This is a genomic window from Providencia sp. PROV200 (assembly GCF_049901995.1).
In the GTDB taxonomy this organism is placed as follows: Bacteria; Pseudomonadota; Gammaproteobacteria; order Enterobacterales; family Enterobacteriaceae; genus Providencia; species Providencia rettgeri_E.
The window spans coordinates 1,766,782-1,781,662 of the sequence record NZ_CP096307.1; the positions used below are offsets into that span (position 1 = coordinate 1,766,782).

The 14,881-nt window shown below is 39.9% G+C and carries 17 protein-coding genes and 1 other annotated feature; of the genes, 15 read left to right on the forward strand and 2 right to left on the reverse strand.

All coding sequences use genetic code 11. The features are described from left to right. Window positions 1–99: 99 nt before the first annotated feature. Window positions 100–753 carry a transglycosylase SLT domain-containing protein gene (locus tag M1E86_RS08080; RefSeq protein WP_213913273.1) on the forward strand — a complete coding sequence of 218 codons (654 nt, stop codon included), beginning with the start codon at window positions 100–102 and terminating at the stop codon, window positions 751–753. Here the strand turns inward: M1E86_RS08080 and M1E86_RS08085 are convergent. Next, window positions 747–1,451, reverse strand: coding sequence for a MarC family NAAT transporter (locus M1E86_RS08085; RefSeq protein ID WP_125890939.1), 705 nt, complete (start codon window positions 1,449–1,451; stop codon window positions 747–749). The genes M1E86_RS08080 and M1E86_RS08085 overlap by 7 nt on opposite strands. A gap of 459 nt (window positions 1,452–1,910) precedes the next feature. On the opposite strand from M1E86_RS08085, the gene fos reads away from it, so the two are divergent. The 12 genes from fos to ihfA all read left to right on the forward strand — a co-directional run bounded on the left by fos (window position 1,911) and on the right by ihfA (window position 11,901). Continuing rightward, window positions 1,911–2,324, forward strand: coding sequence for a fosfomycin resistance glutathione transferase (gene fos, locus M1E86_RS08090; protein ID WP_213913272.1), 414 nt, complete (start codon window positions 1,911–1,913; stop codon window positions 2,322–2,324). Between the two features lie 103 nt (window positions 2,325–2,427). Continuing rightward, complete coding sequence (locus tag M1E86_RS08095) at window positions 2,428–2,826, forward strand: hypothetical protein (protein ID WP_125890941.1); 399 nt, start codon at window positions 2,428–2,430, stop codon at window positions 2,824–2,826. 103 nt (window positions 2,827–2,929) lie between these two features. Beyond that, a complete protein-coding gene (locus tag M1E86_RS08100; protein WP_213913271.1) occupies window positions 2,930–3,379 on the forward strand; it encodes a methyltransferase family protein in 450 nt (149 codons plus the stop codon). A 360-nt stretch (window positions 3,380–3,739) separates the two neighbouring features. Then, on the forward strand, window positions 3,740–5,668 hold the full coding sequence (gene thrS, locus M1E86_RS08105) for a threonine--tRNA ligase (RefSeq protein WP_125890943.1): 1,929 nt from the start codon (window positions 3,740–3,742) through the stop codon (window positions 5,666–5,668). Window positions 5,669–5,671: 3 nt separating this feature from the next. Next, the gene (infC, locus tag M1E86_RS08110) at window positions 5,672–6,211 is read left to right on the forward strand and encodes a translation initiation factor IF-3 (protein ID WP_071524538.1); all 540 of its coding nucleotides are present in this window, start codon (window positions 5,672–5,674) and stop codon (window positions 6,209–6,211) included. Between the two features lie 426 nt (window positions 6,212–6,637). After that, entirely contained in the window at window positions 6,638–7,177 is a 540-nt protein-coding gene (gene infC / locus M1E86_RS08115; protein WP_125890944.1) for a translation initiation factor IF-3, read from the forward strand. A gap of 95 nt (window positions 7,178–7,272) precedes the next feature. Then, window positions 7,273–7,470 carry a 50S ribosomal protein L35 gene (rpmI, locus tag M1E86_RS08120; protein WP_004263702.1) on the forward strand — a complete coding sequence of 66 codons (198 nt, stop codon included), beginning with the start codon at window positions 7,273–7,275 and terminating at the stop codon, window positions 7,468–7,470. 45 nt (window positions 7,471–7,515) lie between these two features. After that, window positions 7,516–7,872 (forward strand): 50S ribosomal protein L20, encoded by a 357-nt coding sequence (gene rplT, locus M1E86_RS08125; RefSeq protein ID WP_004263714.1) that lies wholly within the window; start codon window positions 7,516–7,518, stop codon window positions 7,870–7,872. Between the two features lie 89 nt (window positions 7,873–7,961). Then, window positions 7,962–8,091 (forward strand) — a sequence feature (Phe leader region). Beyond that, the gene (gene pheM, locus M1E86_RS08130) at window positions 7,968–8,012 is read left to right on the forward strand and encodes a pheST operon leader peptide PheM (RefSeq protein ID WP_136134757.1); all 45 of its coding nucleotides are present in this window, start codon (window positions 7,968–7,970) and stop codon (window positions 8,010–8,012) included. Its footprint overlaps the feature before it by 45 nt. Window positions 8,092–8,214: 123 nt before the next feature. Then, the gene (gene pheS, locus M1E86_RS08135; protein ID WP_102139209.1) at window positions 8,215–9,198 is read left to right on the forward strand and encodes a phenylalanine--tRNA ligase subunit alpha; all 984 of its coding nucleotides are present in this window, start codon (window positions 8,215–8,217) and stop codon (window positions 9,196–9,198) included. A gap of 14 nt (window positions 9,199–9,212) precedes the next feature. Continuing rightward, window positions 9,213–11,600 carry a phenylalanine--tRNA ligase subunit beta gene (gene pheT, locus M1E86_RS08140; protein WP_125890945.1) on the forward strand — a complete coding sequence of 796 codons (2,388 nt, stop codon included), beginning with the start codon at window positions 9,213–9,215 and terminating at the stop codon, window positions 11,598–11,600. 4 nt (window positions 11,601–11,604) lie between these two features. After that, window positions 11,605–11,901, forward strand: a complete 297-nt coding sequence (ihfA, locus tag M1E86_RS08145; RefSeq protein ID WP_004263721.1) for an integration host factor subunit alpha — start codon at window positions 11,605–11,607, stop codon at window positions 11,899–11,901. Window positions 11,902–11,978: 77 nt separating this feature from the next. Here the strand turns inward: ihfA and M1E86_RS08150 are convergent, their stop codons facing one another. Then, the gene (locus M1E86_RS08150; protein WP_213913270.1) at window positions 11,979–12,917 is read right to left on the reverse strand and encodes a RhoGAP domain-containing protein; all 939 of its coding nucleotides are present in this window, start codon (window positions 12,915–12,917) and stop codon (window positions 11,979–11,981) included. A gap of 115 nt (window positions 12,918–13,032) precedes the next feature. On the opposite strand from M1E86_RS08150, the gene btuC reads away from it, so the two are divergent. Both btuC and M1E86_RS08160 read left to right on the forward strand, forming a co-directional pair. Then, window positions 13,033–14,034: a vitamin B12 ABC transporter permease BtuC gene (btuC, locus tag M1E86_RS08155; protein WP_213913269.1), complete on the forward strand. Its 1,002-nt coding sequence runs from the start codon at window positions 13,033–13,035 to the stop codon at window positions 14,032–14,034. A 5-nt stretch (window positions 14,035–14,039) separates the two neighbouring features. Next, window positions 14,040–14,813: an ATP-binding cassette domain-containing protein gene (locus M1E86_RS08160; RefSeq protein WP_213913268.1), complete on the forward strand. Its 774-nt coding sequence runs from the start codon at window positions 14,040–14,042 to the stop codon at window positions 14,811–14,813. Window positions 14,814–14,881: the final 68 nt, after the last annotated feature.

Below are 14,881 nucleotides of genomic sequence, written 5' to 3' on the forward strand. Positions count from 1 at the left end.
GACTAAAACACGTCCTGAAGTAAAAGTTAAGTAAAAATTATTTTATTTTTCTTGGGATTAGTTATTCTGCCATCGGCTTTCATCGCAGAGGATTCGACAGTGAAAAAAATAATTGGCGGTACTTTTGTGCTACTGCTACTTGCAGGTTGTTCAAGCGAGCCAGATAGGCCTGTAACAAAACAGCGGATGTTAGAGCCTACAGGGCCAATAACAGCACAAAATACGGCATTCCCAAGAACGCCTTTTGATGAGTTTATTCGTGAGTCTGCGGCTCGTTATAGTGTTGATGAAGCTTTAATTAGAGCGATTATTGAGGTCGAATCCAACTTTAGGCCTGAAGTTGTCAGTAAATCCAATGCAATAGGTTTGATGCAGATTAAAGCTTCGACAGCGGGGCGTGACGCATACCGTTATCAGGGGAAGTCGGGAGAGCCGAGTTCTCGTGACCTAAAAGATCCACAAAAAAATATTGATATTGGTACAACTTATATTCGTATTTTAAGGGAACAACACCTTGCTGGAATAAGCCACCCTCAGACATTATATTATGCAACGGTTGTCGCATATGTGAACGGGGCGGGGGCATTATTAAGAACATTTGATAACGATAAAGGCCGTGCAATTGCGATGATTAACAGCTTATCACCGGAAGAATTTTATCAGCATGTACAAACAAAGCACCCTGCACCGCAAGCCCCGCGCTATTTGTGGAAAGTTAAAAATGCTTACAATGCATTAGCGATGTCTTATTGATATTCTTTCATTAAATGTGGGAGCTGCGCGACAATTTCAACAATACCGTTGATAACAAATTGCACTCCCATACAGATTAATAAGAACCCCATTACCCGAGCGATCGCATCAATACCACTATTACCTAACCATCTCATAATTGAAGTTGCACCTTTTAAACCAATCCAAACGATAAGACTAGCAATAAAAAAGGTGATCACGGGGGCGATTTTTAAAACCCATGGAGCAAAGCTCACATTACCTTGTAATGATGCTGTGGAGCTGATGATCATGGCGATAGTACCAGGGCCGGCAGTACTTGGCATTGCGAGGGGAACAAAGGCAATACTAGGGGATTCTTGGCGCTTTTTGGGAACATTTGGGTCATCAAGGGTATTAGTCGTCGGGTCTTCCCCAACATCACTACTAGGAAACAGCATACCAAAGCCAATAAATGCCACAATTAATCCACCTGCAATTCTAAGCCCCGGTATTGATATTCCGAATGTATTCATGACTAATTGGCCCGCGTAAAAAGCGATAGTCATAATTGCGAATACATAAATAGAAGCGAGTAATGATTGATGGTCACGCTGTTCTTTTGTCATATTAGCAGAAATGCTTAACATGACCGCAATAGCAGTTAAAGGGTTGGCTAGAGGAAGTAGTAGCACAAGACCAATACCAACGGCTTGAAATAACTCAAAAAAATTTGTCATGGAAGTTCGATTCCAGCTCCTGATTAATGAAAATAAAGCGCCTTATCTCAAATGATAGCAAAATTTCTTATAGATCTGTAGGTTAGCATTTATATCTAGTGAGACACTTTATGGAGGTAGGTGGTTACGATACTGAAGAATAAGGATTGATATCATTTATTAGCTTATAGATAATTGAAGTTGTTCACATTAACTGTGGATAACAAGGGCTTTCATCTGTGAATAACTTATATTATCTATTAAATAACAATGGGATATGGTGTTGTGGTAAAAGTATTCAATTTTTACAGGCAAAAAAAAACCTTTTTATAGGGGATAAAAAGGTTAAGGGCATTTAGTAACAGGTTGTCTTTAAGTTGATATGGGATTTATTATATCTGCTGCAATGTTATTTACTGATAATTTATGTAAATTCATTAAAAGAATTCAATGTAACAGACGACCAAAGAGTAAAAAAATATGTTAAACGGAATCAACCATTTAACTTTAGCTGTAACTAATTTAGATAAAAGTATTGGTTTTTATCAATCACTACTTGGTATGACGTTACATGCGAGTTGGAAAAAGGGCGCCTATATCTCCTGTGGCGATTTATGGTTATGTTTATCATTAGATACAACTCGCCAATTTTCGTCCCCAGAAAAAACGGATTACACACACTATGCCTTTAACGTTGATGCGAAAGACTTTCTTATCGTTGTTGATAGGCTAATGCAAGCGAATGTTATTGTCTGGAAAGAAAATAAAAGTGAAGGAAATTCTTTTTATTTTCTTGATCCTGATGGCCACAAATTAGAATTACATGTAGGCGGTTTATTGCAACGCTTAAAGAGTTGCCAAGAAAAACCGTATGAGGAAATGAAATTTTATTAAAAAGAGTTATGGATTTCTTTACAAAGGATTTTTAGTTTTAAAAATAGCTTTACGCAGAGTTGTATATCCTATTTTCAGTTAATTTTGAATAATAGGAAAAAAAATGAAAAAACTCATAGCAACATTAGCTGGGGCGTTTATGCTATTAGTTTTGGCATTTGCCATGTTACTAATCATTTTTCCTCAGCAGTGGAAACAAAGTATTTATCCAAGTTTATCTCAAGTATTGCCTGCATCGCTCAGTACTGTCTTGCCGCAAGGTTTAGCAAGTAATAATATTTGTGATAGCTTGGAAGATAATTTGCAAAGTTTTGCTGACTACTTAAAAGTTAATCAAGACGTTGTAGATATTAAAGGCATGAATAGCTTAGATGAACAGTTAGCGAATATTCAAGCTCGAATCGATGCAATGCCAAGTGATGTGCGGAATTTAGTTTGCCAACAGGAATATAGTAAGTTAGAAGGCTTAAAAAGTGTCTTTTCATTAGGTCCCACTAACTAATTATTTTTGCTATTAATATTACTCCTCTACATATTCTTCCACTCAAATTTATCTATTCAATTATGATATGCTAATAGCAACATTTTGGCTTGCAGGTAACATAATGAATATATTTAAATTGCCATTATTGAATTGGTTAGTTGCTAATGGGATAGCGGTTTATTTTCTTTTTAGACAAGGGCTTTTAGACTGGACGTTTTCTGGTTGGATGGGAATTTTAGGTATCTTAGTGGCGCTTGAAAGTGTAAGTTGGGTTGTGGCGAGTCTTTATTATTTTTATAAACATAAAACATCACCAAATCCTACTGTAAAGGCAACGCATTTAGTGACTAATGGGCCCTATCGATTTTCACGTAATCCAATGTATTTAGCTTTTACATCAATGAGCTTAGCTTTAGCTTTTTTCTCGCACTCTCCTTATTTTTTGGTAGCAGGTTTGGTCTTTTGGTTAATTACCGATCTGTACACTATTCCCCAAGAAGAACGCTTTTTAGCGGAAAGATTCACTGAAGAGTGGGAGCGTTATCGCAAGCAGACACGATGTTGGCTATAATTACTGAAGAATTCATTGTATCCAGTGGATCGCATTGGTATTCACTTTCTTTCGCAAAAAAAGAGAAACTATTTCCTGTATTAGATAGCTTATTTGCCATTTAATCGGGAAGGTATTGATTTTTCATATGAAGAATAACAATTAGCGGCTTTACGCTATCGCCATAAAATAGGTCTGTGTTATCATTAGTAATTGAGTTACTCACGATGTGGGGAAATAGGGCGCTTAAGTTGTCTATATTTGTGTACATATCTCGCATAGTGAAGTGAGAAATCGTTAGTAACGTATTGATTTATAACTTTGGAATAATCAAGCAAGTGATCTGGCGTGTGGGTCACCACTGCTGATAAGGATTTTTTAATGCCTGTTATTACTCTTCCTGATGGAAGTCAGCGTCAGTTTGAGCATCCCGTTTCAGTGATGGATGTTGCTCGTGACATCGGAGCGGGTTTAGCTAAAGCCTGTATCGCGGGTCGAATTAATGGTGAACGTGTTGATGCATGTGAAATAATTGAACATGATGCAAACGTGTCCATTATTACGAGCAAGGATGAAGACGGACTCGAAATTATTCGTCACTCTTGTGCTCACCTGTTAGGCCATGCCATCAAGCAATTATGGCCAAATACGAAAATGGCGATTGGGCCTACTATCGACAATGGTTTTTACTATGATGTCGATTTAGACCACATGCTGACGCAGGAAGACTTGGAAAAGCTTGAAAAGCGTATGCTTGAGCTTGCCAAAACAGATTATGAAGTGGTGAAAAAACGTGTTTCTTGGAGTGAAGCTCGTGAAACTTTCGTTGCCCGTGGCGAAGACTATAAAGTTGAAATTTTAGATCAAAACATTAGTCAAGATGACCGCCCTGGTTTATATCATCACGAAGAGTATGTTGATATGTGTCGCGGTCCACACGTACCAAACATGCGTTTTTGCCACCATTTTAAATTACAGAAAGTGGCTGGCGCATACTGGCGTGGTAACAGCGATAACAAAATGCTGCAACGTATTTACGGCACCGCATGGGCTGATAAAAAACAATTAGCAGCCTATTTGTTGCGTTTAGAGGAAGCTGCTAAGCGTGACCACCGTAAAATTGGCAAACAATTAGATTTATACCATATGCAAGAAGAAGCGCCGGGTATGGCGTTCTGGCATAATGACGGTTGGACAATTTTCCGTGAACTGGAAACCTTTGTACGCACTAAACTGAAAGCCTATAATTATCAGGAAGTGAAAGGGCCATTTATGATGGACCGCGTCTTATGGGAAAAAACAGGTCACTGGGATAACTATAAAGATGCCATGTTCACGACGTCATCTGAAAACCGTGAATATTGTGTCAAACCAATGAACTGCCCAGGTCACGTACAGATTTTCAACCAAGGTTTGAAATCGTATCGTGACTTACCATTGCGCATGGCAGAATTTGGTAGCTGTCACCGTAATGAGCCATCAGGTGCGCTGCATGGTTTAATGCGTGTGCGTGGCTTTACTCAAGATGATGCACATATCTTCTGTACTGAAGAACAAATCTTAAGTGAAGTAACTAGTTGTATTGAAATGATTTATGATGTTTATGCAACTTTCGGTTTTGAAAAAATTGTTGTAAAACTATCAACCCGCCCTGAAAAACGTATCGGCACTGACGAAATGTGGGACAGAGCGGAAGAAGACTTAGCGAATGCCCTGAAATCAAAAGGTATTGAGTTTGAATACCAGCCAGGCGAAGGTGCATTTTATGGTCCGAAAATCGAGTTCACGCTGTATGACTGCCTTGACCGTGCATGGCAATGTGGTACTGTCCAGTTAGACTTCTTCTTGCCGGGCCGTTTAACAGCGTCTTATGTAGGTGAAAATAACGAACGCATCGTTCCTGTAATGATCCACCGTGCAGTGCTAGGTTCACTAGAACGCTTCATTGGTATCTTAACAGAAGAGTATGCAGGCTTTTTCCCAACATGGTTAGCACCACAACAAGTGGTCGTAATGAACATTACTGATGGTCAAGCAGACTATGTTCAAGAATTAGTTAGCAAGCTGCAAAGTGTTGGCATTCGTGCGAAAGCGGACTTACGTAACGAGAAAATCGGCTTTAAGATCCGTGAACACACGCTGCGTCGCGTCCCTTACATGTTAGTATGTGGTGATAAAGAAGTTGAATCAGGCAAAGTTGCTGTACGTACCCGTCGTGGTAAAGACTTAGGTAGCCTTGATGTCAACGAATTCATGACAAAACTGCTCGAAGAGATCCGCAGTCGTCAACTCAATCAGATGGAGGAATAAGGTATTAAAGGCGGAAAAAAACTCCCTACAGCGCGTCCAAATCGTATTAACGATGAAATTCGTGCAACAGAAATCCGTGTCACTGGTTTAGACGGTGAACAACTTGGCGTAATGAGTGTGCGTGAAGCCCTCTTTAAAGCAGAAGAAGCTGGTGTCGATTTAGTCGAAATCAGCCCAAATGCCGAGCCGCCAGTTTGTCGTATCATGGACTACGGTAAATATCTTTATGAGAAGAGTAAATCTCAAAAAGAACAAAAGAAAAAACAAAAAGTTGTTCAAGTGAAGGAAATTAAATTCCGTCCAGGAACAGACGAAGGAGACTACCAAGTTAAACTACGTAGTTTAATTCGCTTTTTGGAAGATGGTGACAAAGCTAAAGTAACACTGCGTTTTCGTGGTCGCGAAATGGCTCACCAACAGATTGGCTTAGAAGTGCTTAACCGCATCAAAACCGATCTGGATGAACTGGCATCAGTTGAATCATTCCCATCAAGGATTGAAGGACGCCAGATGATCATGGTATTGGCACCAAAGAAAAAATAATTAAGCCAGTCTGGTTATAGCGAAGTCTTGCTAGAGTCTAGCAGCGCTCATTTGGGCGCTGCTTCTCTGTTTTATTCGTAATGAAAAATATTATTATCGATGAAAACAATGCCATCTCAGCTAAGACAATCGGCATATTTGGCATCTTGTTATTTGTTTCATTAATGAATGGAAATAATCGTGCCAAAGTGATAGTTGGCTTCAAAAGCCAAGTTTTCAAATAGTTCAGTACGATTTATTGCAAGATTTACTTGAGTAATCCAGCAAGAAGCATTAAAATCCGCGGTCGAATCACTTTGTCAGCGCATAGCGCATAAAGACAAACAAAGAATATCGTACACGCGTCAAGTCAAGTAGTAACTATTGAGTGACGAGTGTATTTGCTTGAGAGAAGCAAATCTCTTTATCCAATTGGAGGAATGAAGTATTAAAGGCGGAAAAAGAATCCCAACAACACGTCCAAATCGTATCAATGATGAAATTCGTGTTCCAGAGGTCCGTTTAACAGGTTTAGACGGTGAACAGTTAGGCATCATGAGCGCACGCGAAGCGCTTGAAAAAGCTGAAGAAGCAGGTGTAGACCTAGTAGAAATCAGCCCAAATGCTGAACCGCCAGTTTGTCGTATCATGGATTACGGCAAATTCCTTTATGAGAAGAGCAAATCTCAAAAAGAGCAAAAAAAGAAACAAAAAGTTGTTCAGGTGAAGGAAATTAAATTCCGCCCTGGTACAGATGAAGGTGATTATCAGGTCAAACTACGCAACCTGATTCGCTTTCTGGAAGATGGTGATAAAGCTAAAGTTACACTGCGTTTTCGTGGTCGTGAAATGGCTCACCAGCAGATTGGTCTGGAAATGCTTAACCGCATCAAAGCTGATCTGGAAGAGCTGGCATCCGTGGAGTCTTTCCCTTCAAGAATTGAAGGGCGTCAGATGATCATGGTGCTGGCACCGAAGAAGAAATAGTTAGGCCTGCAAGTAATATTCGTTTATAGCAATATAGATGTTATTCGCCTAATTAATTCGTAGTTAATCACAATGCGAAGTTGGAAATAAAAGAAATGCCAAAGATTAAAACTGTACGTGGCGCAGCAAAGCGCTTTAAAAAAACTGCAGGCGGTGGCTTTAAGCGTAAGCATGCAAACCTTCGTCATATCCTGACTAAAAAGTCAACTAAGCGTAAACGCCATTTACGTCCGAAAGGAATGGTATCTAAGGGCGATCTGGGTCTGGTAGTAGCCTGCCTGCCTTACGCATAAGTAAACAATTTAGTTAATTAAGATAAAAGACGATAGGAGATAGCTATGGCTCGCGCAAAACGTGGTGTAATCGCACGTGCACGTCACAAAAAAATTCTGAAGCAGGCGAAAGGTTACTATGGTGCACGTTCACGTGTTTACCGCGTAGCGTTTCAGGCGGTAATCAAAGCTGGTCAATACGCTTACCGTGACCGCCGTCAACGTAAACGTCAGTTCCGTCAACTGTGGATCGCACGTATCAACGCTGCGGCTCGTCAGAATGGCCTGTCTTACAGCCGTTTCATCAATGGCTTGAAAAAAGCTTCAATTGAAATCGACCGTAAGATTTTAGCAGACATCGCAGTTTTCGATAAAGCAGCATTCACTGCTTTAGTAGAAAAAGCGAAAGGCGCTTTAGCTTAATTGTTTGCTTGAAAAGAGGAGGGTAACTTCCTCTTTTCATTTATAGTGATTTGTGTTAATACTTTAGATACAGTCAGTTATTGAGAGTTCGCTACATGCATTCTGTTATTTTTCGTTTCTTTTTTTACTTTAGCACCTGAATCTCGGGGGCTTGTGCGCGTAAATAGAAAGAAGAAATGAAAGATTACGCTAAAGCCTCCTTAGGGAGGCTTTTCTGTTTCTAGTTTTAGGTTAAGTACAGTAAAATCAGTTAAGTATTCATTCATTACCAAATGGAATGTGAAGCTTAATATATATAGTGAATAACTAGCAAAAAGACCAATTGGTCATAAAGGGGAAACAATGCCACATCTCGCTGAGTTGGTTGCACAGGCAAAAGCAGCCATTGAACAGGCCCAAGATGTTGCTACGTTGGAATCAGTGCGTGTTGAATATTTAGGCAAGAGCGGCCATTTCACACTACAGATGAAAACGTTGCGTGAACTGCCTGCTGAGGAACGTCCAGCAGCAGGGGCTGTGATAAATGAAGCTAAAGTACAGGTTCAAGATGCTCTGAACGCCCGTAAGGACGCGATGCAAGCTGAAATCCTTAATGCGCGTCTGGTATCAGAGAAAATTGACGTATCATTACCAGGGCGTCGTATGGAAAATGGTGGGTTACACCCGGTGACCCGTACAATTCAGCGAATTGAAGAGTTTTTTGGCGAATTAGGTTTCTCTGTTGAAACAGGCCCAGAAATCGAAGATGACTATCATAACTTTGATGCGCTAAATATCCCTGCTCACCACCCTGCGCGTGCAGACCACGATACTTTTTGGTTTGATGCAAAACGCTTACTGCGTACGCAAACATCAGGTGTGCAAATTCGTACAATGAATGGCCAACAGCCACCGATTCGTATCATTGCCCCCGGTCGTGTATATCGTAATGATTATGACCAAACGCATACACCTATGTTCCATCAAACAGAAGGCCTGATTGTTGATAAAGATATTAGCTTTACCAATCTAAAAGGCACACTGCATGATTTCTTGAATAACTTTTTTGAAGAGGAAGTTCAAGTACGCTTCCGTCCATCCTATTTCCCATTCACCGAACCTTCAGCGGAAGTTGATGTGATGGGTAAAAATGGCAAATGGCTGGAAGTATTAGGCTGCGGAATGGTGCATCCAAATGTATTACGCAATGTAGGTATTGACCCTGAAGTTTACTCTGGATTTGCATTTGGTATGGGAATGGAACGTCTAACAATGCTACGTTACGGTGTTTCTGACCTGCGTGCATTCTTCGAAAATGATCTTCGTTTCCTCAAACAGTTTAAATAAGGCGGGTCTATCTCATGAAATTCAGTGAACTATGGTTACGCGAATGGGTAAACCCGGCGATCAGTAGTGAAGCTTTATCCGACCAAATCACGATGGCGGGTTTGGAAGTTGACGGTGTAGATGCAGTTGCAGGCCAATTTCACGGCGTTGTTGTTGGTGAAGTGGTTGAGTGTGGCCAGCACCCAAATGCAGACAAACTGCGCGTTACAAAAGTTAACGTAGGCGGTGAGCGTTTATTAGATATCGTCTGTGGTGCACCAAACTGCCGTCAAGGCCTAAAAGTTGCTGTTGCAACCGTGGGTGCAGTATTACCGGGCGATTTTAAAATTAAAGCGGCAAAATTGCGTGGCGAACCTTCTGAAGGCATGCTGTGTTCTTATTCTGAGCTGGGTATTTCTGATGACCACAGCGGAATTATTGAATTGCCACTAGATGCCACTATCGGTACCGATATTCGTGAATATCTAAAGCTTGATGATAATGCAATTGAAATCAGCATTACACCGAACCGTGCAGATTGCTTGAGTATTCTTGGGGTTGCACGTGATGTCGCTGTTATTAACAAATTAGCGCTAAATGAGCCGGTTATTAACGCCGTGACCGCAACGACAAAAGATACATTCCCAATTCGAGTCGAAGCACCAAATGCCTGCCCACGTTTCTTAGGTCGAGTGATCAAAAATATTGATGTGTCAGCGCCAACGCCAATGTGGATGAAAGAAAAGTTGCGCCGTGGTGGCGTCCGTTCTATTGACGCGGTTGTGGATATCACCAACTACGTCTTATTGGAACTGGGTCAGCCTCAACACGCTTATGACTTAGACCGTTTAGATGGCGCTATTGTTGCTCGTATGGCAAAAGAAGGGGAGAAACTGGTTCTCCTTGATGGCAGTGAAGCAACGTTAAAATCAGACACATTAGTGATTGCTGATGAATCAAAAGCATTGGGGATTGCAGGTATTTTTGGCGGTGAACACTCAGGTGTTAATACGGAAACCAAAAATATTTTATTAGAGTGTGCATTCTTCGACCCATTATCAATCACTGGCCGCGCACGTAATTACGGTTTGCACACAGATGCATCTCACCGTTTTGAGCGTGGTGTTGACCCTCAATTACAGTTTAAAGCGATTGAACGTGCTACTGCGCTAATTGTTGAGATTTGTGGTGGTGAAGTCGGTGAAATTATTGATGTAACCAGTGAACAGCATTTACCAAAAGCCGCAAATATTAAACTGACCCGCAATAAATTAGACCGTTTGATTGGTCACTTTATTGATGATGAGTTAGTGACTGATATTTTGACGCGTTTGGGGTGCAAAGTCACAGCATCTGCAAACACATGGGATGTTGTTGCTCCAAGCTGGCGCTTCGATATGCAAATCGAAGAAGATTTAGTGGAAGAAGTCGCTCGTGTTTATGGTTATAACAGCATTCCTGATGTGCCATTACGTGCTGATTTGACCATGACTAATCACAAAGAAGCTAACTTACCTTTAAAACGTATTAAAGCAATGTTAGTTGACCGTGGCTATCAAGAAGTCATCACTTACAGTTTTGTAGACCCTAAAGTGCAAGCTTTACTGCACCCACAACAAGACGCGTTGATTTTACCTAACCCGATTTCGGTTGATATGTCAGCGATGCGTTTATCATTGTTGACTGGTTTATTAGGAACGGTTGTCTATAATCAGAATCGTCAACAAAATAGAATTCGTTTATTTGAGACGGGTCTGCGCTTTACTCCTGATAATCAAGCAGAATATGGGATCCGTCAGGAACCAATGCTTGCAGGGGTGATTACAGGCAATAGATTTGAAGAACATTGGTCATTAGATAAACAAGTTGTTGACTTCTTTGACTTAAAAGGTGATCTTGAAGCTGTTTTTGAATTGACTGGGAAACTAAATCAAATTACATTTAAATCTGAGGCACATCCTGCATTGCATCCAGGTCAAAGTGCTGGGATTTATCTGGAAAATGAACACATTGGCTTTATTGGTGTGGTTCACCCAGAATTAGAACGCAAACTCGATTTAAATGGTCGTACGGTGGTGTTTGAGGTTCGTAGTGATGCGATAGCACAACGTGTCATCCCTGAAGCTAAGGCGATTTCGCGCTATCCATCGAACCGCCGTGACATCGCTGTTGTCGTGCCAGAAGATGTGGCTGCTGCTGAAGTTTTAGCAGAGTGTAAAAAAGTTGGCATAAATCATATAGTTGGCATAAACTTATTTGATGTGTACTGTGGTGAAGGAATAGCAGACGGCTATAAGAGCCTTGCTATCAGTCTTGTCTTCCAAGATACCCAACGTACCATGGAAGAAGAAGAGATCACTGCTACCGTTGATCTGTGTATTGCTGCGTTAAAACAGCGATTCCAAGCCTCCTTGAGGGACTAAACCTATGGCGCTTACTAAAGCTGAAATGTCAGAAAATTTGTTTGAAAAACTGGGTGTTAGCAAACGTGATGCTAAAGACCTTGTCGAAACTTTCTTTGAAGAGGTTCGCCTTTCCTTAGAAAATGGTGAGCAAGTAAAATTATCTGGATTCGGTAACTTTGATTTACGTGATAAAAATCAACGTCCCGGACGTAACCCAAAAACTGGGGAAGATATTCCAATTACTGCACGCCGTGTTGTTACTTTCCGCCCAGGCCAAAAATTAAAAAGCCGTGTAGAAAAAGCAACACCGAAAGAGTAATTATATCGTTTGATATGAAAAAAGACCGCCTAGGCGGTCTTTTGTTTTTGGAAACTGTGATAGTGGTTGAGAGTTGATTAGACATCATAGGATTGCAATTTTAAATCGTGATTAATTAGAGCTTCTATGTAAATTTGTGCGTCACTATTTAATTTAATCTGAGAAGCAAAAGGTAGGCCTGAGCTAGTGACTAAACTTGGTGCAAAGCAAGTTGCTAAGTTGTAAGCATCCATTTTATTTGTTTGCTGATTTTTTGTGATTTCAGCGAATAGAGGAATGACTAATTGTAGTGTTAACGGTGTTTTTTCAAGAGATAAAAATGTATGTTGAGCATTTTTATCTAGTTCTTTCAGTAGCTCTCTTTTGTCTTGATTGATTGAGTTTTGAGCGAAAATTTCCTTTAATAACGCAGATTTTTGTTGTACTACATCGGCTAATTTATGAATGGATTTTGGAGAGGTTTCTAATGAATGAATATTTTTTTCTATTAGATTAGCAGCAATCTTTTTGTAAGCTGAAGTAAGAATTTTAATATCAACAATATCTTTGTTTAAAAGATATTCTTTAAGTGGCTTGCCTGCGAGTAGGTGTGAGACTAATTTATCACGCTCAAGCGCATTTGCTGATGTGCGAAAAAGACCAATTGTTTCCCTGTAATTTGGGTGAGTTAAAATGGCGCTACCCAGTTTATTAAGCTGAAGATAATTCATTTTTTCATCGCCAGTGAGTTCTTTACAGTAATCGATAGCCTTTATGTTTTCTTGCTCTATCTTTTTCGCAGCTAATTTGTCTTTTTCACAAATTGGTGAGGTTGGGGGCATTTCAGTAGAGAAGGTGGGATAGTGTTTGACCGTATTTGATTGAAACTTGCGTAAGATATAGTTTTTTATACTAGACAGAACATTAATTTTTCTAATTGAATTTATAAATCCTTTCTTCTTCTCACTAGAGGGGCGCATATTTTCGTGAGGATTTGTTATCAGTGATGATTTGAGTGCATTGTTTCTAGCTTTCATAGGTTTCCATAGAGATTATGTTAAAATTAAAAATTAATTTAAATCTATGGTGATAATATATCTTGCATAAAAAACGGTAATTTTCTAACTCAATAATAAATAAGTAAATATATATATGACTTATTCTTTGCTTGGATTACAAAAACAACAAAATAAATCAGACATACGTTTAATCGTATTTTTGTTTTTCTCCCTTTTTATCATTGCAATATTGTCGCTCAGTGCAGGGGAGATTTGGTATTGGCCTAGCCAATGGATGGATGATCCCGCGCAGTTGTTTGTCTGGCAAATTCGTTTTCCGCGCCTGTTAGCCGTGATAATCGTCGGTGCTTCACTGGCAGTCACAGGCGCTATCATGCAAGCCTTATTTGAGAACCCATTGGCAGAACCAGGACTCTTGGGAGTAAGCAATGGTGCGGGTGTAGCTGTGGTATTTACGGTATTGCTATCTTCAGGCGTGACGCATTATTGGTTAATAAGTGGTAGTGCGATTATAGGAGCCTTACTATTTACATCCATATTGCTCTATTTTGCTCGTCGTAAGAATTTGAATAACTCCAGTTTATTGCTTGTCGGTGTTGCACTCGGTGTGATTAGTGGTGCCTGTATGACATGGATGGTGTATATGAGCAGTAATCTTGATTTGCGGCAATTATTATATTGGATGATGGGAAGTTTTAGTGGGATTGGTTGGCGCCAAATTGGTCTGGTTATTGGTTGTTTACCGTTTTTAATTTGGGCGCTTTTTCAAGGGAATATACTAAATTATCTTTCATTGGGAACGGTACAAGCTTACCAATTAGGCATTTCAATTCATAAATGGCGCGTTATATTAATTATTATTAGTGGTGTATTAATTGGTCTGAGTGTAGCGATAGCGGGGGCAATAAGCTTTATTGGTTTGGTAATTCCTCATATATTGAGATTAAGCGGCTTAACAGATAATCGTGTATTATTGGTTGGTTCTGCGGTGGCAGGGGCGTTAGGGTTATTAACTGCAGATTTATTGTCTCGGTTATTAATCGCCAATGCTGAAGTTCCTATTGGTGTTATTACGGCAACGCTAGGGGCTCCGATATTTATTTTCTTATTAATTCGTCATCAACAGTGGCGGTAGATGTGATGGATAATAAACTGATTATTGATATTAAGAATATTACCATCGATACACGACTCGTTAATGTTTCCGCTCAAGTACTGGCTGGGCAACAAATTCATATATTGGGTGCTAATGGTGCGGGGAAAAGCACATTATTAAGTGCAATAAGTGGCTATTTACCCATGGATGGCGATATTTTAATAGATGGGAAAAGTATACGGCAGTATCGTATTGCTCAATTGAGCAAACAGCGAGCTTACCTTCCACAATGGGTTAACGAACCCCCTATACTTAAAGTTTTTCAATATATTGGCCTGTTTTCGCCTAAAACAATATTTTCTGCAGGTATCTTTGAGCACTTATGTACAGACTTTCAACTTACATCATTATTGGGTCAGTCTATTAGCCAACTTTCGGGTGGAGAATGGCAGAGAGTTCGAATTATAGCTGCATTTTTGCAAGTCTGGGACAATCAACAATGCGAAGGAAAGTTTATATTATTGGATGAGCCAACCAATAATTTAGATATTATTCAGCAAGCAATGCTTGATAAATGGATTAAATATTTTTGTGATTGCTTAGGAACCGTTATAATGAGTGGTCATGACCTTAGTCATTCGTATAAAAATGCATCTTGTATTTGGATGATGAAACAAGGGCAGTTAGTTGCAGTAGGGAAACCTGAGTGCATCATGACAGAAAAAAATTTATCTGACATATTTATGTCTGAAATTAAGTTAGCAAACAGCACATCCCACCGAGTATGGCAGGTGATAAATTCAGCCGATGTGCAATAAGTTGTTTGTATCACACATTTTTGCATGATAATACCGCAATGTTTGCAGGTGTTGAGGTTCGGTTAAAG

Excerpts from the sequence above, each read along its gene's own strand:
- ihfA (WP_004263721.1), top strand. The coding sequence starts at position 11,605 with ATGGCGCTTACTAAAGCTGAAATGTCAGAAAATTTGTTTGAAAAACTG.
- pheT (WP_125890945.1), top strand. The coding sequence starts at position 9,213 with ATGAAATTCAGTGAACTATGGTTACGCGAATGGGTAAACCCGGCGATC.
- M1E86_RS08095 (WP_125890941.1), top strand. The coding sequence starts at position 2,428 with ATGAAAAAACTCATAGCAACATTAGCTGGGGCGTTTATGCTATTAGTT.
- M1E86_RS08100 (WP_213913271.1), top strand. The coding sequence starts at position 2,930 with ATGAATATATTTAAATTGCCATTATTGAATTGGTTAGTTGCTAATGGG.
- M1E86_RS08160 (WP_213913268.1), top strand. The coding sequence starts at position 14,040 with ATGGATAATAAACTGATTATTGATATTAAGAATATTACCATCGATACA.
- thrS (WP_125890943.1), top strand. The coding sequence starts at position 3,740 with ATGCCTGTTATTACTCTTCCTGATGGAAGTCAGCGTCAGTTTGAGCAT.
- rpmI (WP_004263702.1), top strand. The coding sequence starts at position 7,273 with ATGCCAAAGATTAAAACTGTACGTGGCGCAGCAAAGCGCTTTAAAAAA.
- M1E86_RS08085 (WP_125890939.1), bottom strand. The coding sequence starts at position 1,451 with ATGACAAATTTTTTTGAGTTATTTCAAGCCGTTGGTATTGGTCTTGTG.
- rplT (WP_004263714.1), top strand. The coding sequence starts at position 7,516 with ATGGCTCGCGCAAAACGTGGTGTAATCGCACGTGCACGTCACAAAAAA.
- btuC (WP_213913269.1), top strand. The coding sequence starts at position 13,033 with ATGACTTATTCTTTGCTTGGATTACAAAAACAACAAAATAAATCAGAC.
- fos (WP_213913272.1), top strand. The coding sequence starts at position 1,911 with ATGTTAAACGGAATCAACCATTTAACTTTAGCTGTAACTAATTTAGAT.
- M1E86_RS08150 (WP_213913270.1), bottom strand. The coding sequence starts at position 12,917 with ATGAAAGCTAGAAACAATGCACTCAAATCATCACTGATAACAAATCCT.
- pheS (WP_102139209.1), top strand. The coding sequence starts at position 8,215 with ATGCCACATCTCGCTGAGTTGGTTGCACAGGCAAAAGCAGCCATTGAA.